Origin of the sequence: Pseudaquabacterium terrae, from assembly GCF_013266755.1 — a bacterium.
In the GTDB taxonomy this organism is placed as follows: Bacteria; Pseudomonadota; Gammaproteobacteria; order Burkholderiales; family Burkholderiaceae_C; genus Pseudaquabacterium; species Pseudaquabacterium terrae.
This window is the reverse complement of the sequence record NZ_JABRWJ010000014.1, coordinates 81,493-105,914: the sequence shown is the minus strand read 5'-3', so window position 1 is coordinate 105,914 and position 24,422 is coordinate 81,493. Positions and strand designations below refer to the sequence as shown.

General features: G+C 70.5%; 14 protein-coding genes. 8 read left to right on the top strand and 6 right to left on the bottom strand.

All coding sequences use genetic code 11. The features are described from left to right. Nucleotide 1 precedes the first annotated feature (1 nt). Together HLB44_RS33115 and HLB44_RS33110 are read right to left on the bottom strand one after the other, a co-directional pair. On the bottom strand, nucleotides 2–1,015 hold the full coding sequence (locus tag HLB44_RS33115; RefSeq protein ID WP_173133874.1) for a hypothetical protein: 1,014 nt from the start codon (nucleotides 1,013–1,015) through the stop codon (nucleotides 2–4). 113 nt (nucleotides 1,016–1,128) lie between these two features. After that, complete coding sequence (locus tag HLB44_RS33110) at nucleotides 1,129–4,557, bottom strand: ATP-binding protein (RefSeq protein WP_173133871.1); 3,429 nt, start codon at nucleotides 4,555–4,557, stop codon at nucleotides 1,129–1,131. Nucleotides 4,558–4,716: 159 nt separating this feature from the next. Between HLB44_RS33110 and HLB44_RS33105 the strand changes: the two genes are divergently transcribed. Next, entirely contained in the window at nucleotides 4,717–5,757 is a 1,041-nt protein-coding gene (locus HLB44_RS33105) for an isocitrate/isopropylmalate dehydrogenase family protein (RefSeq protein ID WP_173133868.1), read from the top strand. Nucleotides 5,758–5,779: 22 nt separating this feature from the next. On the opposite strand, the gene HLB44_RS33100 is transcribed toward HLB44_RS33105, so the two are convergent. Continuing rightward, nucleotides 5,780–6,964, bottom strand: a complete 1,185-nt coding sequence (locus HLB44_RS33100; protein WP_173133865.1) for a serine hydrolase domain-containing protein — start codon at nucleotides 6,962–6,964, stop codon at nucleotides 5,780–5,782. Then, nucleotides 6,964–8,367, bottom strand: a complete 1,404-nt coding sequence (locus HLB44_RS33095; protein ID WP_173133862.1) for a hypothetical protein — start codon at nucleotides 8,365–8,367, stop codon at nucleotides 6,964–6,966. The genes HLB44_RS33100 and HLB44_RS33095 overlap by 1 nt, the downstream gene beginning before the upstream one ends. Nucleotides 8,368–8,569: 202 nt before the next feature. Between HLB44_RS33095 and HLB44_RS33090 the strand changes: the two genes are divergently transcribed. The 5 genes from HLB44_RS33090 to HLB44_RS33070 all read left to right on the top strand — a co-directional run bounded on the left by HLB44_RS33090 (nucleotide 8,570) and on the right by HLB44_RS33070 (nucleotide 19,350). Further along, nucleotides 8,570–8,938 carry a response regulator gene (locus tag HLB44_RS33090; protein WP_173133860.1) on the top strand — a complete coding sequence of 123 codons (369 nt, stop codon included), beginning with the start codon at nucleotides 8,570–8,572 and terminating at the stop codon, nucleotides 8,936–8,938. A gap of 61 nt (nucleotides 8,939–8,999) precedes the next feature. Further along, nucleotides 9,000–9,350, top strand: coding sequence for a hypothetical protein (locus HLB44_RS33085; RefSeq protein ID WP_173133858.1), 351 nt, complete (start codon nucleotides 9,000–9,002; stop codon nucleotides 9,348–9,350). Nucleotides 9,351–9,590: 240 nt separating this feature from the next. Then, complete coding sequence (locus tag HLB44_RS33080; RefSeq protein ID WP_217283908.1) at nucleotides 9,591–15,953, top strand: hybrid sensor histidine kinase/response regulator; 6,363 nt, start codon at nucleotides 9,591–9,593, stop codon at nucleotides 15,951–15,953. Continuing rightward, entirely contained in the window at nucleotides 15,950–18,076 is a 2,127-nt protein-coding gene (locus tag HLB44_RS33075; RefSeq protein ID WP_246312610.1) for a hybrid sensor histidine kinase/response regulator, read from the top strand. The genes HLB44_RS33080 and HLB44_RS33075 overlap by 4 nt, the downstream gene beginning before the upstream one ends. A 59-nt stretch (nucleotides 18,077–18,135) precedes the next feature. Next, the gene (locus tag HLB44_RS33070; protein ID WP_173133852.1) at nucleotides 18,136–19,350 is read left to right on the top strand and encodes a glycosyltransferase; all 1,215 of its coding nucleotides are present in this window, start codon (nucleotides 18,136–18,138) and stop codon (nucleotides 19,348–19,350) included. Between the two features lie 170 nt (nucleotides 19,351–19,520). Here HLB44_RS33070 and HLB44_RS33065 read toward each other — a convergent pair whose 3' ends face one another. Then, nucleotides 19,521–21,842: a penicillin-binding protein 1A gene (locus tag HLB44_RS33065; RefSeq protein ID WP_173133850.1), complete on the bottom strand. Its 2,322-nt coding sequence runs from the start codon at nucleotides 21,840–21,842 to the stop codon at nucleotides 19,521–19,523. Further along, a complete protein-coding gene (locus HLB44_RS33060; RefSeq protein WP_173133833.1) occupies nucleotides 21,843–22,280 on the bottom strand; it encodes a nuclear transport factor 2 family protein in 438 nt (145 codons plus the stop codon). 116 nt (nucleotides 22,281–22,396) lie between these two features. Here HLB44_RS33060 and HLB44_RS33055 point away from each other — a divergent pair, with 116 nt between their 5' ends. Together HLB44_RS33055 and HLB44_RS33050 are read left to right on the top strand one after the other, a co-directional pair. Beyond that, entirely contained in the window at nucleotides 22,397–22,612 is a 216-nt protein-coding gene (locus HLB44_RS33055; RefSeq protein WP_173133830.1) for a hypothetical protein, read from the top strand. A gap of 75 nt (nucleotides 22,613–22,687) precedes the next feature. Then, the gene (locus HLB44_RS33050; protein WP_173133827.1) at nucleotides 22,688–24,391 is read left to right on the top strand and encodes a CocE/NonD family hydrolase; all 1,704 of its coding nucleotides are present in this window, start codon (nucleotides 22,688–22,690) and stop codon (nucleotides 24,389–24,391) included. Nucleotides 24,392–24,422: the final 31 nt, after the last annotated feature.

Here is a 24,422-nt window from a genome sequence, read left to right as displayed (position 1 = left end):
GTTAGCGCGTGGTGATCTTGAAGTCCGGCTTGAACTCGAAGTAGCCCGAGCCCGTGTTGACCGAGGGCAGCGACAGCGCTTCGAGCTGGCTGTGGCAGCGCTGGTAGGTGGTGCCGTATTCGCTGTCGTTGTGGCAGGTCGTCGCGTCGACACGCTGGTCGGTGCGGATGACCATCGCGATGGTGCGCGTGCTGCCCGCCGGCAAGGTGCCCAGGAACAGCGTGACCTTGCCGTCGCCGAGCGGCTGGCCCCACTTGACGAAGATCTGCTGATCGTACGGCGGATTGAAGCGGCGCGGGATCAGCAGGTTCGATTCGGACGACCACACCGGCAGGCCGTCGATGTACAGGTCGACCGCGGCGCGCGTCTGCACGCGATTCGGTTCGGTCGTCATCGGCTGGTTGCCGCTCGGGCCGCCGACATAACCGGCGTACTGCCAGCTGCGCGTCAGCACCGGCGCCGTGAACTCCAGGTAGGTGCGGCGCGGCAGGTCCTTGGCCGTCGTCAGCTGGATCGCGTAGCTCACCGTGCTGGCGCCGCTGCCGGTCTTCCAGGTCTGCACGCTCAGCTCGCGCACGCCGCCGAGCAGCGGCTGCCAGTCGTACTCGACCTTCGAGCGCTGACGCACGCCGATGTTGCCGCCGTCCTGCACGGTGGCCGAGCCGCTCGGCGGCGCGACGGCCAGCTCCTCGAACACCGAGGCGAGACCGGGCACGCTGGTGCCGTAGACCGGCGGCCAGGCGCCGACGGTGTAGGGGCTGGGCGCCAGCGTGTACGAATTGCTCATGCCGGTGGACGCCGAGTTGACGTAGCGGCAGGCCGTGCCGCAGGGGTGGACCGGCGTGTTGTTGAGGATGATCGGCGTGTGCTCGGGGTTGCCGGTGACGATCATCGAGACGTTGTGGAACGAGGCCGCGAGGGCGGGTGCGAGCGGCAGCGCGCCGACCACGAGCGCGCCCAGCAGGGCGGGCAGGCGGCGGCAGGCCGGGGGTTGGGCGGACGGTTGGGTGCGCATCGGGCTCAGGCTCCTGAAGGTGCCCCCGTTCGACAGGACCGGCGGCATGGCCCGCATGCTCGGCGTCGCGCGTTGCAATCCCGTTGCAACGGCGTTGCGTCGGCCGAAGGCGGTCAGGCGGCCGTGATGGGCTTCACGAGCGCGAGGTCGAGCGCCTCGCACAGCCGCCGCGCTTCCAGCGCCGGCACGCGGCCGGCGCCGAGCAGGCTCTCGGCGCGCTGGCGCGCCGCGTCGTCGGGGCGGCCGGCGGCGCGCGCCCACAGCAGGTGCTGCACCAGCAGCATCGCCAGCATCTCGGTCGGCAGCTCGGCCTGCATGTCGACGCTGTGCAGCCAATCGGCGGCCGCGTCGGTGTTGCCGCGCGCCAGCGCCACCGCGGCGCCGACCCAGGCGAGCAGCGCCTTGTCCTCGAAGCGGTAGTTGTTGTCGCGGTCGACCTGGTCCATCAGCACCTGGGCCGCCGCCGGCTCGCCGCGCACGAGGTGCAGCCAGGCGCGCTTGGCCAGCAGCATGCTGCGCATGCCGACCGGCATCTCGGCGTCGGCGGTGGCTTCGACTTCGGCCAGCAGCGCCTGGGCCTGGTCGAGCCGGTCGACGTGCAGGTACAGGTCGACCACCATCAGCAGCGACATGCGCAGCGTGCCGCGGTCGCCGATGCGCCGCGCCAGCGCCAGCAGCCGCTGCGCCGCGAGGTCGGCCTCGGCGACCTGGCCACGCAGGTAGTGCACGTAGAAGCGCGCCTGGCCGAACGCCTGCTCGGCCACCTGGTGCTCGAAGCCCGGTGCCAGCGCTTCGCCTTCGAGCAGCAGCGCGAGTGCTGCTTCGGCGTCGCCCGAGTCGGTGTGGATCTTCACCAGGTTCAGGATCGCCGAGCGCTGCGCGGGCACGTGGCGGCAGGCCTGCGCGACGCCGCGTGCCCGATCGAGCACCGCGCGCGCGGCTTCGCGGTCGGCGCGGCCGTGCAGGATGCACACGCCGAGCGTCGACAGCGCTTCGGCCAGCATGCCGGGATCGTCGACGGCCTCGGCCGCCGCGGCGGCACGGCTGGCCAATGCTTCCCCGCCGAGCGGCTCGCCGCGGCCGATCGCCAGCCGCGCGGCGCCATTGAGCGTGACGGCCAGCTCGCGCTGCGCCTCGGGCGTGCTCTCGAGCAGCGCGATGGCCGCCTCGTCGAGCGCACGCGCGTCGTCATGGCGGCCGCGACGGCGCAGCACCTTGCTGCGCAGCGTCAGCGCCCGGGCGCGCTCGGCCACCGGCGCGCGGGCGAGATCGGCTGCCAGCGAATCGAGCAGGGTCAGGCAGTCGTCGCTGCGGTCGCCCGCGGCCCACAGCTCGGCGCGCGCGAGCAGCGCCGCCAGCCGCTGCGCCGCACCGGCCCGATTCGCCGCGGCGCAGGCGGCGTCGACTTCGGCGGCCGCCGCAGCCTGGTCGGCGAGCCGGATCTGCAGCCGCGACAGCGCCAGCCGCGCGCGCACTTCGTCGTCGGGCGCCGGGCGGTCGGCGAGCGCCTGCTCGTACTGCTGGCGCGCCTCGGCCAGCGCATGCACGCGCCAGGCGGCGTCGCCGGCGCGCAGCCGCCAGCTCACGGCCGCAGTGCCGTCGCCGGCCTGCTCGTGCTGCGCCGCGATCAGTGCCGGCGCGCCGCCGCGCTCGGCCAGCCGCAGCGCCAGGCGCCCGTGCAGCCATTGGCGACGCGCGGGCGACAGGCTCTCGGCCAGCGATTGCCGCACCAGGTCGTGCGCGAAGCGGTAGCCGGCGTCGGCCGGCTGCACCAGGCGCGCGGCTTCGGCCAGCTCGAGCAGGTGCACCGCTTCGGCGGCGGTGGCCGGCGCGATGCCCTCGAGCAGCGCCGGGTCGAACACGCCGCCGAGCAGGCTGGCCGCTTCGAGCAGCCGGCGCGTCGGATCGCCGAGCGCGCGGGCCCGTGCGCGCACCGCCTCGCGCACGCTCACCGGCACCGGCAGCTCGGCATAGTCCTGCGTGCGCTCGTCGAAGGGCGTGCTCCAGCCGCCGCCGGCGTCCTCGCGCAGCAGGCCCTGCTCGAACAGGTGGCGCAGCGTTTCGAGCAGAAAGAAGGCGTTGCCGTCGGTCGCCTGCTGCAAGCGGCGCGCAAAGCGCTCGCCTTGCGGCGACGCCGACAGCGCGCGCACCAGCGCCAGCGTCTCGTGCTCGTCGAGGCCCGACAGCTCGACCAAGTCGGCACGCCCGCCGTCGACCTCCAGGCGCAGCTGCTGCAGCAGCGGCAGCGGCAATTGCGCGCTGCGGAAGGCGACGATGCAGGCGACGCTCGAGCCGGCCGCGCCGAGCGAGGCCAGCAGCTCGGCGCTGTCCGGATCGCACCACTGCCAGTCGTCGAGCACGACGGCGTTGAAGTTGTCCTGCAGCTGGCAGCGCAGCGCTTCGGCGCAGGCGGCTTCGAGGCGGCGGCGCGCTTCCGCGGTGGCCAGCGCATGCGGCGGGGGGCCGAGCTCGGGCATCAGCTGCGCCAGCTCGCGCTGCACCCACTCGGGCAGCGCGGTGTCGGGCGCCGCTTCGCGCAGGCTGCGCAGCGCGCGCACGGCGGTGGAGTAGGGCTGGCCGCTGTCGTTGGCCAGGCAGGCCAGGCGCAGCCAGGCGCCGCAGTGCGCCGCGCATTCGCAGGCCAGCCGCGTCTTGCCGACGCCGGGCACGCCCGACAGGTAGATGCGCCGGCCGGGCCGGCAGGCGGCCCGCAAGGCCGCTTCGGGCGCGCCGCGCGGGACGAACGGCGGGCGCTCGGCGAGCAGGCTGCGCGCCGTGGCGGGGGCGGGCTCGGGTGCGGGCTGCGCCGGCGCCGCGGCGGGGCGAGCGTCCGGCGATGGCGGATCGCGCCGCAGCTGCCGCGCCAGCGCCTGCACGGCGGGCGACGGCGCAACGCCGAGCTCCGAGCGCAACGCCTCGGCACTGCGCTCGTAGAGGCTCAGCGCGGCGGCGCGCTCGCCGCGGATTTGCAGCCGCTGCATCGCCGCGCGCAGCGCCGCCTCGTGGCAGGGGTCTTCATCGAGCGCCTGGCGCCACAGCGCCAGCGCCGCATCGCTTTCGCCCGCGGCCGCGAGCCGCTCCGCCTCGTCCTGCAGGGCCTGCTGGCGGCGCTGCAGCAGGCCGTGGCGTTGCTCGGCGAGCCACTGGTCGAAGGGCGGCCCGGCGACGCCGTCCAGTCCCTCGAGCACCGTGCGCGCGGCGATCTGCAGCGCCGTGCCGTGTTCACCGTCGGCCAGCGCCTGGCGAAAGCGCCGCACGTCGACCGCCACCGAGGCTTCGAGCACCAGGCCGCCGTCGGCATCCTCGGCGACGGGCAGGCCGAGCTCGCGCAGGCGGAACAGGTCGCGGCGCAGGTTGCGCCGCGCGGCGGCGGCTTCGACGTCCGGCCACAACCAGGCCGACAGCCGGTCGCGCGGACTGCGCGCCTCGATCGCCAGCACCGCCAGGATCGCCAGCGCCTTGCGCGAGCCGAGCGCACACGGCCGGCCGTGGCGCTGCAGGCGTGGGAATCCGAACAACTGCAGTTCGAATGCGGCGGTCAAGACGGCGGTGAGGCGGGCGGTGGCGGGAGGAACGAAGCATGCGCCGGATGGCGGGCACTTCGCAACTCGTCAACGTGGGACGGCACGCGCTGACAGCCGGCTGAAAGCCCCGCCGACTATCATCCGGGCCCCCGTCGACCCCGCACCGCCTGCCCGATCATGAGCACTGCCACGCCCCGCATTCCCGCCACCCTGATCGCCGGCGACGGCATCGGCCCCGAGATCATGGAGGCCACGCTGCAGGCACTCGACGCACTGGGCGCGCCGTTCGACTGGGACGCGCAGACGGCCGGGCTGGGCGGCATCCAGGCCGCCGGCGATCCGCTGCCCGACGCCACGCTCGCTAGCATCCGAAAGACGCGGCTGGCATTGAAGGGGCCGCTGGAGACGCCCTCGGGCGGTGGTTACCGCTCGTCGAACGTGCGGCTGCGCGAGGCCTTCCAGCTCTACGCCAACGTGCGCCCGACGCGCACGCTGATCCCCGGCGGCCGCTACGAGAACATCGACCTGCTGGTCGTGCGCGAGAACCTCGAGGGCCTGTACATCGGCCACGAGGCCTACATCCCGATCGACGACGACCCGCATGCGGTGGCGATGGCCACCGGCGTCAACACCCGCAAGGGCAGCCTGCGCCTGCTGGAATACGCGTTCGAGCACGCCATCGCCACCGGCCGCAAGAAGGTCACGCTGGTGCACAAGGCCAACATCATGAAGGCGCTGACGGGCCTGTTCCTCGAGACCGGCCAGCAGCTGTGGGAGCGCAAGTACAAGGGCCGCATCGAGCTCGACAGCGTGATCATCGACGCCTGCGCGATGAAGCTGGTGCTGAACCCGTGGCAGTTCGACGTGCTGGTGACGACCAACCTGTTCGGCGACATCCTGTCGGACCTGACCGCCGGCCTGGTCGGCGGGCTGGGCATGGCGCCCGGCGCCAACATCGGCACCGACGCGGCGATCTTCGAGGCGGTGCACGGCTCGGCGCCGGACATCGCCGGCAAAGGCATCGCCAACCCGACCGCGCTGATGCTGGCCGCGGCGATGATGCTCGATCACTGCAAGCTGAGCGAGATGGCGACGCGGCTGCGCCAGGCGCTGGATGCGACCTTCAATGCCGATGGTGTGCGCACCGGCGATCTGAAGGGCAAGGCCAACACGGCCGAGTTCACGAAGGCGCTGATCGCGCGCATCAAGAACGGCTAGCAGCCCTGGGCGACAGCCGGGTTCAGTTCATCCGCGCCATGCGCGCCATCAGCCCCGGCCACCAGTAGTCGCTGCCGTAGTCCCGGCCCAGCCGCACGATCACCATCTGCTGCTCCGGCGCGACGTAGATGACTTGCCCGTGCAGCCCTTGCGCGTAGAAGTCGCGCAGCGGCTGCGCGCCGAGCTCGCCCGGCGCGGGCGTGCTCATGCGCCGCCATTGCCAGGTGTAGAAGGCCGCGCGGGTCGGCGACAGGCGCTGCAGGTTCGCGCGCGCCGCGGCGTCGCCGCCGGCGTGCTCGCGCACCGCGAGGCTGTCGGCGATCCAGGCCTGCGGGATCACTTGCCGCTCGCCGATGCGTCCGCCGTCGAGCATCAATTGCCCGAGTCGCGCGAAGTCGATCGCGCGCGCGTTCAGGCAGCAGAACGACTTGGTCACCGCGCCGCCGGCCGAGTCCTGGCTCCAGCTGGCGGGGAATTCGGCGCCCATCGGCTGCCACAGCCGCTGCTCCAGATAGCGCGCCAGCGGCTGGCCGGTGGCGCGTTCGATCGCGATGCCGAGCAATTGCGTGTCGCCGCTGCTGTACTTCAGCCGCGTGTCGGGATCGGCTTCGATGCGCATCGTGCGCACGGCCGCGCGCAGGTCCTCGGTCAGGTAGAACACCGCGGCGTCGGACCACGGCTTGCGGTACTCCTCCTCGAAGGCAATGCCGCTGCGCATCTGCAGCAGGTCGCGCAGGCGCACGCGGGCGAAGCGCGGATCGCGCTCGAGCAATTCCGGCACATAACGCGTGATCGGATCGTCCACGCCGGCGATGCGGCCGTCGGCGATGGCCTGGCCGAGCAGCAGCGAAACGACCGACTTGGCGACCGAGAACGAAGTGCCGAGGCTGTCGCGCTGGTGGCCGTTGAAGTAACGCTCCCAGACGACGCGCCCGCGCTGCAGCACGATGAAGGCAACCGTGCCGTTGCGCTCCAGCGTGGCCTCGAAGGCCTCGCCGTTCGCACCGGCCGGCAGCTTCGGCGCCGCGGCGGGTTCGAGCTCGAGCGTCCGCGGCGCCGGCGACGCAGCGACCGTGACGTTGTGGAAGTGCCGATGGTCGGTCATCGCCGAGCGGCCCTGCACGACCATCCAGCCGGGCAGCGTGCTGCAGGACGACAGCGCCGCAGCGGCACCGAGCAGGATCGAGGAGCGAAGAAGGGTGTTCATCAGAACGGCGCCAGCGTGCGGTCGCGCAGATAACCGTCTGCCGTGAGCCTGGCCGGATCGGCATCGGCCGAATGCGTGCCGGGGCCGTTCTCGAGGCCGCCGATCAGCCAGCGGCCCTGCCAGGCGCTCAGGCTGCGCAGCTGGTTGTGGCGCGGGCCGGCATTGGCATTGACGCGGCTGGCGGCGCCGCCCGCGGCCGGCACGAAAGCGAGCAGCGGCTGCGCATCTTCGGAGATGCTGCCGCCCGCCGGGTTCTGCCAGTAGCCGGTGGCGCCGGCCAGCATCAGGCGGCCGTCGCCGGTCGGCACGAGGTCGAGGATCACGTCGCCGCGGTCGAAGTCAAGCACCTGCACGCTGCCGCCTTGGCCGTTGGCGGGCAGCCGGGCCAGCCAGCCGTCCCAGCCGAAGCCGTCGGCGCGCTGCTCGGTGCGCACGCGCCCGGCCACCAGCAGCTGTTCGCCGGCCCAGCGCACGGCATGCACTTCGGAGCGCTGCAGCGTGTCGATCACCGTCGTGCCCAGGCGCTGGCCCTGCGCATCGAGCCGTGTCGCCAGCGCGCCGTGCGTGACGACGGCGGCGACCGGCTCGTTGAAGTACTGGGCATGGCCGGCGGCCAGCTCGGTGTTGCCGACGCTGACGGCAATCGCGCTGCGGCCTTGCGCATCGACGTCCAGGCTCAGCTTCCATTGGTTGTCGAGGCTGTTGAACGGGTCGAAGCTGCCGGAGGTCAGCCCGACCGCGCCGATCGGCACGCCCGGCTCGACCAGCCGGCGCCAGCTGCGGTTGAACTGGCCGGCGCCCGCGTGCACCAGCCGGTGCGCCACCACCGCGTTGCGCCCGGTGCGCACGGCCAGCACCAGGTCTTCGCCGAGCGGCGCGATGCGCACCGCGTCGCGCGTGGCATGCGGCAGCAGCGATGACGAATCGCGGATGACGATCGGATCGCCGATGAACGGGTCGCTCGCCGCCTGTGCATCGCCGAAGTCCGATTCGCCGACCAGCGCGCCATCGGCGGCGCGGCGCTGCAGCTTCAGCGCCTTGTCGGTCGCCAGCACGACGCTGAGCTGCCCCGACGGATGCACCGCGACGTCGATCAGCGACCAGCCGGCCGGCGCGGTGATCGGCGTGCCGGCCGCGCGGCCATCGGTCGAGACCAGCAGCCGGCGGTCCGGCGTCGTGACGTTCTCCAGCCGGCGCAGCTTCTCGGTCAGCAGCACCCAGCCGCCTCCGTTGGCGCGCACCTTGGTCGCCGCGGTGCCGGGCGTTGCCAGGGCCAGCGGCGCCGGCGGCGGTGGCGGGGTGCCGGCGCTGCCGCCGCCGCCGCAGGCGGTGAGGGCCAGCGCCGTGGTGGCCATCAGCAGCGCGAGGCGCCGGGTCGCGGGGGAACGGTCGATAACGTGCATGGGGAGCGGGAGGGTTGCTTTGTAAAGCTGGCGAGCTTAGCGCGGCCGCCGCGCGAACTGCCGCGCTGCGCGACGGGCGGCGGAATGGGCGGGGCAGGCGGCGGGACAGCCCGGCACGCGACATGCTTGCGATGCCTTGCTCGGCCGTCGGCGGTACCGCGTTCCTGTGCCGCGCCGTCCGAGCGCAACCGGAGTGCCGTGCATGGCGAAGGACGATGTCAGGGTCGTGGTGGTCGACGACGAGCCCGATGCGGCCGAAGCGCTGCAGACCCTGCTCGAGCTCGACGGTTACAACGTCAAGGTGGCCCACGACGCGCGCGAGGCCTTCGCGACGATCGCCGCGCACACGCCGCACTGCGTGCTGCTCGACCTGGGGCTGCCGGAGATGGACGGCTGCGAGCTGGCGCGCCGGCTGCGCGAGCGCTACGGCCCGGAGCTGACGCTGCTGGCGGTGACCGGCTGGGCGCGCCAGGAGGATCGGGAGCAGGCCGAGCTCGCCGGCGTCGACTACGTGCTGCTCAAGCCGGTGCAGCCGGAGATGCTGAGCCGCTTTTTCCCGCGCGTGGAGTGAATCGACGCGTGGCACGGTGCTTGCCTCGCGGCGCTTCCGCACCTTTGTTCGGAGCCCTGACATGCTCGGCAATTCGTCCGGATCGTCGTCCACTCGCCCACGCGGCCACCTGAGCGTGGTGCCCCCGGTCACGCCGCCTGGCGACGCCGGCACCGAGCTCGGCCGCGACTGGCTCGAAGCCTGCCGCACGCGGGTGCAAAGCCGCCTGGCGGCCTGCCCCGGCCCGCTCGATGGCCTGCAGGGGCCGGTGGGCCTCGACGAGGGTGAACCCGAGCGCCGCTTCGATGGCTTGCCTGACATGCTGGCCCACGCCTGGACGGCGCTGCGCGCCTGGCGCCACGCCGAGGCCGGCGACACCCTGCCCACCGTGCGCCACGAGCGGCTGCGCGTGCCGGGCCACCAGCGCCGCTGACTGCGGGCGCCGCCGCGCCGCCTTTGCTGCAAAGATTACCGGGGCTCGCAAAGACTTACTGCCGCTGGCGCCAGACCGCGCGAATGCCACGCCCGAGGCGGCGCCGGCCAAGCGTGCGCGACGTCACGCTTTCCCGATGCTGCCGACCTGGCGGTGTTGCCCCTGGTCGTGGCATGGAAGGTGCTGCCGTTTCCAATCCGCGATGCGGATCCCAACGCCCAGGAGCACTGCATGACCGTCATGGAATCGCCCGCCCGGCTGGAGCCCACCGAGGAACTGCAGATGATGCTGGCAGCGCTGGTTGCGCTGCGCAAAGGGGACGCGAGCGTGCGGCTGCCGCTGCACTGGCCAGGGGTCGCCGGCCGCGTTGCCGACGCCTTCAACGATGTGGTCGAGCAGAACGCCGCGATGGCGGAAGAACTGGCGCGGCTGCGCCAGGTCGTCGGCAAGCAGGGCAAGCTGAAGCAGCGGGCATCGCTGCGCGAGGCGCGCGGCTTCTGGAGCGAATCGATCGACTCGATCAACTCGCTGATCGACGACCTGGTGCACCCGACCTCCGAGGTGGCGCGGGTGATCGGCGCGGTGGCGCAGGGCGACCTCTCCAAGAGCATGGCGCTGGAGGTCGACGGCCGGCCGCTCGAAGGCGAGTTCCTGCGCGCGGCGGAAACGATCAACAAGATGGTCGACCAGCTCGGCAACTTCTCCGCCGAGGTCACGCGCGTGGCGCGTGAGGTCGGCACCGAGGGCAAGCTCGGCGGCCAGGCCACCGTCAAGGGCGTGGCCGGGACCTGGAAGGACCTGACCGACTCGGTCAACTCGATGGCCGGCAACCTGACCGACCAGGTGCGCAACATCGCCGACGTGACGACCGCCGTCGCCAAGGGCGACCTGTCGAAGAAGATCGAGGTCGACGTCAAGGGCGAGTTCCTGACGCTGAAGAACACCATCAACACGATGGTCGATCAGCTGCGTTCGTTCGCGTCCGAAGTGACGCGCGTGGCGCGCGAGGTCGGCACCGAAGGTTCGCTCGGCGGCCAGGCGCGGGTCGAAGGCGTCTCCGGCACCTGGAAGGACCTGACCGACTCGGTCAACTCGATGGCCGGCAACTTGACGAGCCAGGTGCGCAACATCGCCGACGTGACCAAGGCGGTGGCCGCCGGCGACCTGTCCAAGAAGATCACCGTCGACGTCAAGGGCGAGATCCTGGAGCTGAAGAACACCGTCAATACGATGGTCGACCAGCTGCGGTCGTTCGCGGCGGAAGTGACGCGGGTGGCGCGCGAGGTCGGCACCGAAGGCAAGCTCGGCGGCCAGGCCGACGTGCAGGGCGTGGCCGGCACCTGGAAGGACCTGACAGAGTCGGTCAACTTCATGGCCGGCAACCTGACGAGCCAGGTGCGCAACATCGCGGAAGTGACGACGGCCGTCGCGGCCGGTGACCTGTCGAAGAAGATCACCGTCGACGTCAAGGGCGAGATCCTGGAGCTGAAGAACACCATCAACACGATGGTCGACCAGCTGCGCTCGTTCGCGGCCGAAGTGACACGGGTCGCGCGCGAGGTCGGCACGGAGGGCAAGCTCGGTGGCCAGGCCGAGGTGCAGGGCGTGGCCGGCACCTGGAAGGACCTGACCGACTCGGTCAACTCGATGGCATCGAACCTGACGAGCCAGGTGCGCAACATCGCCGACGTGACCAAGGCAGTGGCCGCCGGCGACCTGTCGAAGAAGATCACCGTCGACGTCAAGGGCGAGATCCTGGAGTTGAAGGCAACGATCAACACGATGGTCGACCAGTTGTCGTCGTTCGCCGCCGAAGTGACGCGGGTGGCGCGCGAAGTGGGCACCGAAGGGCGCCTGGGCGGGCAGGCCGAAGTGAAGGGCGTATCGGGCACCTGGAAGGACCTGACGGACTCGGTCAACTCGATGGCCGGCAATCTAACGTCCCAAGTACGCAACATCGCCGACGTGACCAAGGCGGTGGCGGCCGGTGACTTGTCGAAGAAGATCACCGTCGACGTCAAGGGCGAGATCCTCGAGCTGAAGGCGACCATCAACACGATGGTCGACCAGCTGCGTTCATTTGCTGCGGAAGTGACGCGCGTGGCGCGCGAGGTCGGCACCGAAGGCAAGCTCGGCGGCCAGGCCGATGTGCAAGGTGTCGCCGGCACCTGGAAGGACTTGACGGAATCCGTCAACTTCATGGCCGGCAATCTAACGTCCCAAGTACGCAACATCGCCGACGTGACGACCGCGGTGGCGGCCGGCGACCTGTCGAAGAAGATCACCGTCGACGTCAAGGGCGAGATCCTGGAGCTGAAGAACACCATCAACACGATGGTCGACCAGCTGTCGTCGTTCGCGGCCGAAGTGACGCGCGTGGCGCGCGAGGTCGGCACCGAAGGCAAGCTCGGCGGCCAGGCCGACGTGCAGGGTGTGGCCGGCACCTGGAAGGACCTGACCGAGTCGGTCAACTCGATGGCCTCGAACCTGACGTCCCAGGTGCGCAACATCGCCGACGTGACCAAGGCGGTGGCCGCCGGTGACTTGTCGAAGAAGATCACCGTCGACGGCAAGGGCGAGATCCTCGAGCTGAAGAACACCGTCAATACGCTGGTCGATCAATTGCGGTCGTTCGCGGCCGAGGTGACGCGGGTGGCGCGCGAGGTGGGCACCGAAGGCAAGCTCGGCGGCCAGGCCGACGTGCAGGGCGTGGCCGGCACCTGGAAGGACTTGACGGAATCCGTCAACTTCATGGCCGGGAACCTGACGTCCCAGGTGCGCAACATCGCCGAGGTGACCACCGCGGTGGCGGCGGGCGACCTGTCCAAGAAGATCACCGTCGACGTCAAGGGCGAGATCCTGGAGCTGAAGAACACCATCAACACGATGGTCGACCAGTTGCGCTCGTTCGCCGCCGAAGTGACGCGTGTCGCGCGCGAGGTCGGCACCGAGGGCAAGCTCGGCGGCCAGGCCGATGTGCAGGGCGTCGCCGGCACCTGGAAGGACCTGACCGACAGCGTGAACCTGATGGCCTCGAACCTGACCAGCCAGGTGCGCAACATCGCCGACGTGACCAAGGCCGTCGCGGCCGGCGCGCTGTCGAAGAAGATCACCGTCGACGTCAAGGGCGAGATCCTGGAGTTGAAGAACACCATCAACACGATGGTCGACCAGCTGTCGTCGTTCGCGGCGGAAGTGACGCGGGTGGCGCGCGAGGTCGGCACCGAAGGGCGGCTGGGCGGCCAGGCGCAGGTGCGCGGCGTGTCGGGCACCTGGAAGGACCTGACCGACAACGTCAACTTCATGGCCGGCAACCTGACGTCCCAAGTACGCGGCATCGCGAAGGTGGTGACGGCAGTGGCCAACGGCGACCTGAAGCGCAAGCTGACCGTGGAAGCCAAGGGCGAGATCGCCGCGCTGGCCGAGACCATCAACTCGATGATCGACACGCTGGCGACCTTCGCCGACCAGGTGACGACGGTGGCGCGCGAGGTCGGCGTCGAAGGCAAGCTCGGCGGGCAGGCCAAGGTGCCGGGCGCCGCGGGCACCTGGAAGGGCCTGACCGAGAACGTCAACGAGCTCGCGGCCAACCTGACCACGCAGGTGCGCGCGATCGCCGAAGTGGCCACCGCGGTGACGCAGGGCGACCTGACGCGATCGATCACCGTCGAGACGCAGGGCGAGGTCGCGGCCTTGAAGGACACCATCAACGAGATGATCCGCAACCTGAAGGACACGACGCAGAAGAACACCGAGCAGGACTGGCTGAAGACCAACCTCGCCAAGTTCAGCCGCATGCTGCAGGGCCAGCGCGACCTGGTCACCGTCGGCCAGCTGATCCTGTCGGAGCTGGCGCCGGTGGTCGGCGCGCAGCAGGCGGAGTTCTATGTCATGAGCACCGGCGGCGAGCTGCCGCGGCTGAAGCTGCGCGCGAGTTATGCGTCGGGCGGCCAGGCGGTGCATGGCAAGGAGGTCGACCTGGGCCAGGGCCTGGTCGGCCAATGCGCGCTCGACAAGCGCAAGGTTCTGCTGACCAACATTCCCTCGCAGGCCTTCCGCATCGCCTCGGGCCTGTCCGAGAACGCGGCGATGGATGTGCTGGTGCTGCCGGTGATCTTCGAAGGCCAGGTGCGCGGCGTGCTGGAGCTGGCCTCGCTCGGCCACTTCAACCCGGTGCACGAGGCCTTTCTCGACCAGCTGACCGAATCGATCGGCATCGTGATCAATACGATCGAGGCGAATACTCGGACCGAGGACTTGCTGAAGCAGTCGCAATCGCTGGCCGAGGAGCTGGGCAGCCGGCAGGAAGAGCTGCAGACGACCAACCAGGAGCTGCAGAACAAGGCGCGATTGCTTGCCCACCAGAACCAGGAGGTCGAACGCAAGAACACCGAGGTCGAGCAGGCGCGCCAGGCACTCGAAGAAAAGGCCGAGCAGCTGGCGCTGACCTCGAAGTACAAGAGCGAATTCCTCGCCAACATGTCGCACGAGCTGCGCACGCCGCTCAACTCGCTGCTGATCCTGTCCGACCAGCTGTGCAAGAACCCCGACGGCAACCTGAGCGGCAAGCAGGTCGAGTTCGCCAAGACGATCCACTCGTCGGGCAACGACCTGCTGATGCTGATCAACGACATCCTCGACCTGTCGAAGATCGAGTCGGGCACCGTCGCGGTCGACATCAGCGAGCTGCGGCTCGACGAGCTGCACCGCTCGGTCGAGCGCGGCTTCCGCCACTTCGCGGAGTCCAAGCACGTCGAGTTCGTCGTGCAGCTCGAGCAGCCGCTGCCGAAGACGCTGGTCACCGACGTCAAGCGGCTGCAGCAGATCATCAAGAACCTGCTGTCGAACGCTTTCAAGTTCACCCATGTCGGCCAGGTGACCTTCACGATCGCGCAGGCCGCCGACGGCTGGGCGCCCGGCAACGAGGAGCTGAACCGCGCCGCGCAGGTGATCGCCTTCTCGGTCTCCGACACCGGCATCGGCATCTCGCCGGACAAGCAGCAGATCATCTTCGAGGCCTTCCAGCAGGCCGACGGCTCGACCTCGCGCAAGTACGGCGGCACGGGCCTGGGCCTGGCGATCAGCCGCGAGCTGTCGCGCCTGCTCGGCGGCGAGATCCGGCTGGTCAGCACACCGGGGCAGGGCAGCGTGTTCACGCTCTACCTGCCGCAGAGCTACAACCCGACGCGCAGCGTGCGCCACGGCCGCGCCGCGGCTGCCGAGAACGCCGGCGACGAGCGCCAGCGCCGCGCCGCGCCGATGGATGCGGCGCTGCCGGCGCCCACCGCCGAAAGCGTACCCACCGCATCGCGCCACGCCGAGTCGATCCCGGCCGTCATGCCGCGTTATCCCGACGACCAATCGGTCACCGGCGTGCCGGTGGTCTTCGCCAACGACGCCGACGACGATCGTGACGAGATCGGCGCCGGCGACCGCGTGCTGCTCATCGTCGAGAACGAGCTCGGCTTCGCGAAGCTGCTGCTCGACGTCGCGCGGCAGAACGGCTTCAAGGGCCTGGTCACCGGCACCGGTGCGAGCGCGCTGACGATGACGCGCGAGTTCCAGCCGAGCGTCATCACGCTCGACATCCACCTGCCGGACATGGAAGGCTGGCGCATTCTCGACCGGCTGAAGGCCGACCTGGTGACGCGCCACATCCCGATCTGCGTGGTCTCGACCGACGATGCGCGCGACCGCGCGCTGCAGGCCGGCGCGATCGGCTTCCTGGCCAAGCCGCTGCAATCGGTCGACGTCGCGCATGCGGCGATCGCGCAGCTCGGGCGCTACCTCGACCGGCCGGTCAAGCGGCTGGCCATCGTGATGCCGCCGTCGCCGGCGCGCAGCGAGCTGCTCGAGGGCCTGGACAGCGATGTCGAGGCCGTGGTGGCCGACGATGCCGAGGCCGCGCGCGGGCTGCTGGCCGACGCCGACTGCGTGATCGCCGATGCCACGCTGCCGGACTTCGGCCCGGAGGACGTGCTGGATGCGATCGCCGAGCGCGGCGATGTCTGCCAGCTGCCGCTGGTGCTGTACCGGCCGGCCGATGCGCCGGCCGAAGGCGCCGGCAACAGCGTCTGGGCCCGCGAGCGCGGCGGCTTCGGCCAGAGCGACGCCGATTCGATGGCCGCGCTGCGCACGCACGTGGCCTTCTGGCTGCACCGCAGCCCGGCGGTGCTGTCCGACGTCGAGCGGCGCGAGATCGAGGCCTCGCTCGAGGCGCAGTCCGGCCTGAAGGGCAAGAAGGCGCTGATCGTCGACGACGACATGCGCAACATCTTCGCGCTGGCCACCGTGCTCGACGAAGTGGGCATGATCATCGTCTCGGCGGACAATGGCCGCGATGCGATCCGCCAGGTCGAGCAGGACCCGACGATCGACATCGTGCTGATGGACATCATGATGCCGGAGATGGACGGCATCGCGACCATGCAGCAGATCCGCAAGCTGCCGCGCGGGCGCGAGCTGCCGATGGTGGCGGTGACCGCGAAGGCGATGAAGGGTGACCGCCAGAAGTGCATCGAGGCCGGCGCCTGGGACTACCTGTCCAAGCCGGTCGATCCGCTGCACCTGCTTGCAGTAATGAGGGGATGGCTGTGTCGTTGAGCCCATCGAAGGAAGCCGCGGTCGACAAGGCCAACATCCTGGTCGTCGACGACCTGCCGGAGAAGCTGCTGGTCTTCCGCACCGTGCTGGAGGACCTGCACCAGAACCTGGTGTTCGTGCGTTCAGGTTCCGAGGCGCTGCGCGAGGTGCTGCAGCGCGAGTTCGCGGTGATCCTGCTCGACGTCAACATGCCGGACATCGACGGCTTCGAGACCGCGACGCTGATCCGCCGCTACAAGCGCTCGGCGCACACGCCGATCATCTTCATCACCGCCTATGCCGACGAGCTGCAGACCTCGCGCGGTTATTCGCTCGGCGCGGTCGACTACATCCTGTCGCCGGTGGTGCCGGACATCCTGCGCTCGAAGGTGCGCGTCTTCGTCGAGCTGCATGCGCTGCAGCGGCGCATCGCGCAGCAGGCCGACGAGCGCGTCGCGCTGGCGGCCTCGGCCGCCGCGCTGCAGGTGGCCGAGGAGTCGACGCGGCGCTCGGCCTGCCTGTCGGACCTGAGCCATGCGCTGTCGGGCCTGCTCGACGTGCGCGCCGGCCTGCACAAGCTGCTCGGCATGGTCGTGCCGCAGCTGTGCACCCAGGCCAGCGTCGTGCTGTTCGACGAGCAGCAGCGGCCGCACCGCGCCGCGCGCCGCGGCAGCGGTGACCTGGCCGCGGTCGACGTCGACCCCGCGGCCTTGAGCGAGAGGGAACGCGCGCGCCTGGCCGCCGGCGGCGAGCACGTGCACCTGCTGCGCAGCGGCGAGCACCCGCTCGGCGCGTTGCTGATCGACGGACCGCCGACCCCGCTCGGCGCGGCCGTGCTCGAGGAGGTGGCGAACCGCGCGGCCATCGCCTTCGCGACCGCGCAGCTGTACCAGAACCTGCAGGACGAGATCGCCGAGCGCCGCCGCGCCGAAGTGCGGCTCGAGGAGGCGAACCGGCGCAAGGACGAGTTCCTGGCGATGCTGTCGCACGAGCTGCGCAATCCGCTGTCGCCGATCGCCAACGCGGTCGAGGTGATCCGCCGCATCGGCGGCCACGATCCGAAGCTGCGCTGGGCCACCGACATCACCGATCGCCAGGTGCGCCAGCTGACGCGGCTGGTCGACGAGCTGCTCGACGTCGCGCGCATCAGCCAGGGCAAGATCGTGCTGCAGAAGTCGCCGGTCGACCTGGGCGTGCTGATCAGCCAGTGCATCGAGCTGCAGCGGCCGCTGCTGGCGGCGCGCCAGCAATCGCTGACGCAGGCGCTGCCGCCGCAGCCGGTGTGGGTGCTGGGCGATGGTGCGCGGCTGCAGCAGGTGATCAGCAACCTGCTGTCCAACGCCACCAAGTACACCCAGAACGGCGGCAATCTGCACATCGGGCTGACCGTCGAGCAGGGCCGCGCGATGGTGATCGTGCGCGACAACGGCATGGGCATCGAGCCCGAGCTGCTGCCGCGCGTGTTCGAGCTGTTCGAGCAGGGCCAGCGCGCGCTCGACCGCAACCAGGGCGGCCTGGGCGTCGGGCTGACGTTGGTGCAGCGCCTGGTGCGCCTGCACGGCGGCCATGTCGAGGCCTTCAGCGCCGGCGCCGGGCGCGGCGCCGAGTTCCGTGTCTTCCTGCCCTGCCTGCAGGCCGTCGAGGACCTGCCGGCTGCGGACGCGCCCGCGGCGGCGGATGCCCTGCCGCGGCGACGCATCCTGCTGGTGGAGGACAACGTCGACGTCGCCGACACCACGGCGCTGATGCTGACGATGAGCGGCCACACGGTGCGCGTGTCGCGCGACGGCATGGCCGCATTGAGCTGCGTGGCCGAGTTCGCGCCCGAGATCGTGCTGCTCGACATCGGCCTGCCGCTGCTCGACGGCTACGAGGTCGCGCGCCGCATGCGCGCGATGCCGGCGCTCAAGCGCACGCGCATCGTCGCGCTGACCGGCTACGGCCAGCCGGCCGATCGCCGCCGCGGCCGCGAAGCGGGCTTCGACGAGCATGTGCTCAAGCCGGTCGATCCGGCCGCGCTGGCCGCGCTGATCGATCGTGGTCCGCTCAGCGACGAGGAGGCGCAGGCCGCCGACCCAGCGCCGGAGTCGGAGGCAGCGCCAGCCCCGGGACAGGCCACGCTCTACAGCTTCAAGCGACCGTGACGTGAAGGCGCGCTCGGGCGCGCCGTTTGCCCAAGGGCGCCATGCGTTCCGCCACCGCCATGCTCTCCCGCCCGGACCCGGTCTCCGAACCGGCCCCGCTGCCCGCCCCCCGCGAGGGCAACCACCTGCTCGACGTCTCGGCGCTGTGGGACGACGCGAGCCAGCGTTACCTCGGCGCCAAGCACGCCTGGCTGCAGGCGGCCGGCTGGCGCCACACGATCGTCGCGCCGCAGGGCCATGGCCGGGGCGTCGTGTCCTGCCCCAGCGTGCCGGCGCCGTGGTCCGGCGGGCGCCGCGTGGTGGCCGATGCCGGCCGCGCGCAGCGGCTGATCGAACGCGCCGAGCCCGACCTGATCGAGGTCGCCGATGCCGGCGTGCTCGGCTGGGCCGCGCTGGCCGCGGCGCGCAGGCTGCGCGTGCCGGTGGTGGCCTGCTGCCTCTACGAGTTGCCGACCGCGCTGGGCGGCTGGTTCGGCCAGCACACGCGCTCGGGCCACTTGGCGCGCTGGGTCGAACGCTCGACCGGCGCCTACCTGCGCCGCTTCTACGCGCACTTCGACGAAGTGCTCGCGCCCAGCGAATCGACGGTGCGCGTGCTGCGCGGCTTCGGCGTGTCGAACGTGCGCCTGCAAAGCCTCGGCGTCGACAGCGCGCTGTTCACGCCGCGCCTGCGCGAGCCGGCGTGGCGCTGGCAGCTCGAGCGGCTGATCGGTGCCGCGCCCGGCAGCACGCTGCTGCTGTACGCCGGCCGCTTCGAGGCCGACAAGAACCTGCCGCTGCTGGTCGAGGCGGTGCGCCAGCTCGGGCCCCGTTGCCTGCTGCTGGCGGTCGGCAGCGGGCCGCTGCCGCCGACCGGTGCGCAGGTGCGCGTGCTCGCGCCGCAGCCCGACCATCGCCTGGCGCGGCTGATGGCCAACGTCGACGGCTTCGTGCATGCCGGCGACCGCGAGACCTTCGGCCTCGCCGTGCTCGAGGCGATGGCCTGCGGCACGCCGGTGATCACCAGCGGCTACGGCGCGCTGCCCGAGCTGGCCGAAGGCGCCGGCCTCGTCGTGCGCTCGCGCGATCCGGCCGACTGGGCCGCGGCGCTCGCCACGCTGCTCGAGGACGGCGCGCCGCAGCGCTGGGCCGCGCAGGGCCGCACGCGGGCGATCGCGCGCGACTGGTCGGTCGTGATGACCGAATGGGAAGCGCGCTACCTGACGCTGCTGCTGCAGCGCGAAGGTCAGACGCTGCCCGAATTCGCCGCAGCCGACCAGCGCGCGCTCGCCTGACGCGTTATCGACGCGGCCATGCGCTGGACGCGCCGCATCACGGCACGTCGACGAACAGCAGCGAGCGTTTCTGGCCCAAGAAACGCGGCTCATCGGAGCATGCCAACGGCTTGCCGTGCGGGTGCTCCTCGCAGCGGGCGGGCCGCGATGATGCCGCGTCACGCCAGCAGTCACCGCCTGCGCTCGTGGACCTCTTCCTCAGGCAGGATCTCGCCCGGCGGGACCGAACCGCCGCGCCGGCGATCCGGCGGTCGCTGCGGTCCGAAGACGCGCGCCAGCCAGCCTCCCATGTCGCGCAGCACCGGCACCGGCTCCAACGCGGGGCGCTCGCGCGGTGCGGCAAAGCCCGCCCGCGGGTCGACGGCCTGCGTGGCAAGCGCCTGCTGAAAGAAGTCGCCGACGATGTGCAGGGCGCTGTGGCCGCCCTGGCCCCAGTGGGCGCTGCGCATCGCCACGCGGTTGTCGTTGAAGCCGACCCAGGCGCCGCCGACGAGTTGCGGGTGCATCAGGATGAACCAGCCATCGGTGTTGTTCTGCGTGGTGCCGGTCTTTCCGGCCACATCGGCTTGAATGCCGAAGCGCTCGCGAATGGCGGTGCCGGTGCCGGCGTCGATGACGGCGCGCATCGCGTCGATCAGTGCATGCGCACTTGCTCTGGAGATGGCGGGCTGCATCTGCGGCTCGAACTCGGCGAGCACGCGTCGGTGCCGGTCCTCGATGCGGGTGATCAGGATCGGTTCGATGTAGTGGCCGTCGTTGACGATCGTGCCGTAGCCCGAGACCATCTCCTTCAGCGTGACCGGGCTCGTTCCAAGCGCCAGCGAGGGCACCGGATCGAGCTTGCTCTGCCGCACACCCATCGCATGCGCGACCTTGGCCGCGTTGCCGGCGCCCACGCGCTGGACGAGCTGCGCCGTGATCGTGTTCTTCGACTGCGCGAGGGCGTTGCGCAGGCTCATCGCCTGTCCGGTGGTCGCGTCGCCCTCGTTGGGCCGCCAGACCTCGCCGCCCTCCAGCGCAATCTCGACCGCCTTGTCGATCAGCGTGTCGTTCGGCTTCGCGCCCTGCTCGAACGCGGCAGCATAGACAAACGGCTTGAAGGTCGACCCCGGCTGCCGTCGCGCCTGGTGCACGTGGTCGAACGGATCCTGCTGGAAGTCGCGGCTGCCGACCCACGCCTTGACATGCCCGTTGCGCGGGTCGATGGCGACGAAGCCGGCCTGCAGGCGCGTCTTGTCCGAGCGCAGCGTCTTCAGGAAGGCCGCATCGGCCTTCAAGCGCAACATCGCATCGGCGTCGGACAGGCCTTCGGCGATGGCCGCCCGGTAGGCGCCCGTCTCCCGGATGAACGTGTCCAGGAGCTCGCCGCGCGAGCTCCAGAAGTGCGCGAACGGCTCGACCTGCCGGCGCAAGTGCCCATAGGCCGCCAGGTCGGTGGAGAGCACCTGCGGCGAACGTTTGCCCCACTCGACATCGGCCACCGACTGCAGTGCCTGCGCCTGCCGCGCGACCGCCTGATTGCCAAGGCTCTGCAGGCGCGAATCGAGGGTCGTGTAGATCACGAGGCCATCGGCGTAGAGGTTGTAGCCGTTGCGATCGGCCCAGCCGATGAGCCACTTGCGCAGATGTTCCGCGAAGTGCGGTGCGACGCCCTCGGGTTCGCGCTGGCGCTCGAAGTCAAGGCGCAGGGGGCGCTTGTGCAGCACCTCGAAGCGGGCCGGCGTCAGGCGCTGGTGCTTGACCATCTGGGCCAGCACGATGTTGCGCCGCTGCACCGCTCGCTCGGGATTGAGCACCGGGTTGTAGTAGCTCGTTCCCTTGAGCATCCCGATCAGCGTGGCGCTCTCCAGCGTATCGAGCTCGTGCGCCGACTTGTCGAAGTAGGTCCGCGCCGCCATCTCGATGCCGTAGGCGTTGTAGAGAAACGGCACGGTGTTGAGATAGGTCTCGAGGATCTCCTGCTTGGTGTAGATCGACTCGATCTTCAGCGCGGTGATCGCCTCCTTGAGCTTGCGCGTCAGCGACAGCGAGCGGCCGATGTCATCGGGATAGAGGTTGCGCGCCAGCTGCTGCGTGATCGTCGAGCCGCCCTGGACATCGCCGGTCAAGGTGTGGAACACGGCGGCGGCCGTGCGCTTGAAGTCGAGTCCGGGGTGGTCGAAGAAGCGGTGATCCTCGGCGGCCACCAGCGCGTCGACGATGGCCGGGGACATGCCGGTGAGTTTGACCCATTCGCGGTTGCGTCGCCTGAAGGCGGCGAGCTCCTGGCCATCCGCCGATCGGAGCACCGCGGAGTACTCCGTCTTTGCGCTTCGAAGGTCGCGCGTGCTCGGCGTGAACGGGATCAGGACCAGCGCATAGAGCAGGAACAACGCGGCAGCGGCGATGAACAGTGCGGCCAGGCCGCCTGCTGCGTAGCGTGAACGCTTTGCCCATCCGCTGCCAGGATCGCGCAGGACCGCCCAAACCCTGGAGAGCCGTGTACGAGCCATCTACCCATTGTGGGAACCGGGCGGCGCGCTGTCCGTAGGCGCTGGCGTGCCGTTCGGGTAGGACTCGATGCGCCGCGGCGTGCGTTGCACCGGGTCATAGAAGAACTGCTCTTCGGCGATGCGTTCGCCCGCCCAGCGCTGCCAGGCCAGCTCCTCCATGCGCGTCGTCGTGCCGTCGTGCCAGTCGAACGTGAAGATCCAGCGGATCACGACGTGGTCGCCGTTGACGAAGACCGGCCGCACGCAGGTCGACTCGATCCGCTTCGCCCGCCCGAGCACGCGGCGCTCGTTGGCGACATGGTGGTCGCGGCCGATCCGCGGCGGCTCGTGGTTCTCGCGCATCGAGGCGTCGGCGGTGTAGTACTCCTCGACCGCTTCGACGTGCGCATTGGCCTCGACGCGGGCGATGAAGGCTTCGAGCGTTTCGGGACGGGGCATGGGACTTCTCGCGGCGGGTGGGACCGCCGATGATGCCGCAGCGCCGCGGTACCGAACCGTACCTCGAGCTGGTACCAAACCGTACCCCGGGCCGCGCACGCCACCCGACACCCCCCATGAACGAAGGCCGCTGCGCTGTCGGATTGTTGCATTCGGATGCCAAACCAAGGGTTCTTCCGCAGCGCACCAAAACCAGCGCTCGTACTAAATTTCGCTCGCGCCGCAGGGGACCCAAACGTTCGCCGTGCCGCGCGCCCGAGCCGGCGCAGCCGTCGATCCTGCGCGCTGATGCCACGTCAATTAACGGTTATCGCCTGACTGCTTCCTGGTGATGCGCCGCCCGTCCTCGGGGACCGAGCGGGCGGCATCGTCTCGTGCGCATCCCATCGTTCTAGGAGAGCCTGATCATGTTCCCATCGAAGCGCCTCGCGGCGAGCCTGCTGCTGTTCACGGCGGCCGCGCACGCCGAGCTCGCCTGCACGCCGGTCGCCCCCGGCGAGATCTTCATCGGCAACCTCGCCAACCCCGGCAAGATCAACCCGCACGACGGCACCTGCTGGCTCAACAACCTGCGCATCACCGCGTGGGACGGCACGCAGCTCACCGCCAACGTCTTCCTGCCGCGCCGAACCAGCGCGGGCCAGAAGTTCCCGGCCGTCGTGATGGTCAGCAGCTGGGCGGTGACCGACCTGTTCGAGTACCTCGGCCAGTCGTACCGGCTGGCCAAGGACGGCTACGTCGTGCTCAGCTACACCACGCGCGGCTTCTGGCTCTCGGGCGGGCAGATCGAGGTCGCCGGGCCCGAGGACGTCAAGGATGCCTCGTCGGCGCTGGACTACCTGGCGCTGCAGACGCCCACCGACATGGGCAAGGTCGCAATGAGCGGCATCTCGTACGGCTCGGGCATCTCGCTGCTGGCGCTGGCGCACGATCCGCGCGTCAAGACCGTCGCCGCGCTGTCGACCTGGGGCAGCCTGCCCGACGAGCTGTACGGCGCCGAGACACCGAACCGCACCTGGGCCGACGTGCTGGCGCTGGCCGGCCAGGTCACCGGACGGCCGGACCCGAAGGTCAACGAATACGTCACCGCGCTGAAGGACCCGAACACCTCGGCCGCCAAGATCGCCGAGATCCTGGCCTGGGCGCGCATCCGCTCGCCGCTGACCTACGTGCCGCAGATCAATGCGCGCAACGCGCCGGTGTTCCTGAGCAAGAACTTCCAGGACGACCTCTTCACGCCGAACTCGACGCTGAAGATGTTCCAGCAGCTCAGCGGGCCGAAGAAGCTCTTGATCAACCAGGGCATCCACGCGCAGGCCGAGTTGCCCGGCGCACTGCTGGACGTCGACAACGTCGTCTACGACCAGGCGCACCGCTGGTTCGATTACTGGCTCAAGGGCATCGACAACGGCATCGTCGCCGAGCCGAAAGTGACGATGCAGCTGAAGTTCTCGCAGGCCCGCGAGCACTTCGACAGCTGGCCGACGGCCAGCGTGATCGACCGCTTCTACAACGTCGCGCCGCGCGGCGACATCCGCTGGGACCTGGGTTGCTTCTGCTGGCTTGGCGCGCACGGCACGCTGCAGACCCACGCCAACACCAAGAGCGCGATGGACGCGATCGACAACACCTTCGACACCACCGCCACCAGCGGCGTGCTGCCGATCCTGTCGACCACCGGCGAGAGCCTCGGCCTGCCGGTGCTCACCTGGCTGCCCTCGGTGCTCCGCGGCCAGGGTGTGCGCTACGAGGGCCCGACGCTCGTCGCGCCGCTGAAGCTGCGCGGCATCCCGCGCATCAACCTGCGCCTGAAGCCTTCGCAGGGACAGGCGCAGGCGGTCGCCTACCTGTACGACGTCGACGCGCTCGGCACCGGCACGCTGATCACGCACGGCGCGCGCACGCTGCACTTCGGCACGCCGGGCCAGGTGATCGATTTCCCGGTCGACTTCGTCGCCACGGCCTACGACGTGCCGGCCGGCCACCGCATCGCGGTGGTCATCGACACGCGCGACCACTTGGTCAGCCACCCGAGCCACGGCCGGCTCGACATGCGCTTCGTGTTCGACGCGACGAAGCAGTCGACGCTGATCCTGCCGTCGTTGCGCTGAAGACGGACCGCGCCGCTGCTCTTGCGCGCTA

What these genes read in the sequence shown, in the direction of transcription:
- HLB44_RS33115 (WP_173133874.1), bottom strand. Translation starts at nt 1,015, where the DNA reads ATGCGCACCCAACCGTCCGCCCAACCCCCGGCCTGCCGCCGCCTGCCC.
- HLB44_RS33105 (WP_173133868.1), top strand. Translation starts at nt 4,717, where the DNA reads ATGAGCACTGCCACGCCCCGCATTCCCGCCACCCTGATCGCCGGCGAC.
- HLB44_RS33100 (WP_173133865.1), bottom strand. Translation starts at nt 6,964, where the DNA reads ATGAACACCCTTCTTCGCTCCTCGATCCTGCTCGGTGCCGCTGCGGCG.
- HLB44_RS33095 (WP_173133862.1), bottom strand. Translation starts at nt 8,367, where the DNA reads ATGCACGTTATCGACCGTTCCCCCGCGACCCGGCGCCTCGCGCTGCTG.
- HLB44_RS33090 (WP_173133860.1), top strand. Translation starts at nt 8,570, where the DNA reads ATGGCGAAGGACGATGTCAGGGTCGTGGTGGTCGACGACGAGCCCGAT.
- HLB44_RS33085 (WP_173133858.1), top strand. Translation starts at nt 9,000, where the DNA reads ATGCTCGGCAATTCGTCCGGATCGTCGTCCACTCGCCCACGCGGCCAC.
- HLB44_RS33080 (WP_217283908.1), top strand. Translation starts at nt 9,591, where the DNA reads ATGGAATCGCCCGCCCGGCTGGAGCCCACCGAGGAACTGCAGATGATG.
- HLB44_RS33070 (WP_173133852.1), top strand. Translation starts at nt 18,136, where the DNA reads ATGCTCTCCCGCCCGGACCCGGTCTCCGAACCGGCCCCGCTGCCCGCC.
- HLB44_RS33065 (WP_173133850.1), bottom strand. Translation starts at nt 21,842, where the DNA reads ATGGCTCGTACACGGCTCTCCAGGGTTTGGGCGGTCCTGCGCGATCCT.
- HLB44_RS33060 (WP_173133833.1), bottom strand. Translation starts at nt 22,280, where the DNA reads ATGCCCCGTCCCGAAACGCTCGAAGCCTTCATCGCCCGCGTCGAGGCC.
- HLB44_RS33055 (WP_173133830.1), top strand. Translation starts at nt 22,397, where the DNA reads ATGAACGAAGGCCGCTGCGCTGTCGGATTGTTGCATTCGGATGCCAAA.
- HLB44_RS33050 (WP_173133827.1), top strand. Translation starts at nt 22,688, where the DNA reads ATGTTCCCATCGAAGCGCCTCGCGGCGAGCCTGCTGCTGTTCACGGCG.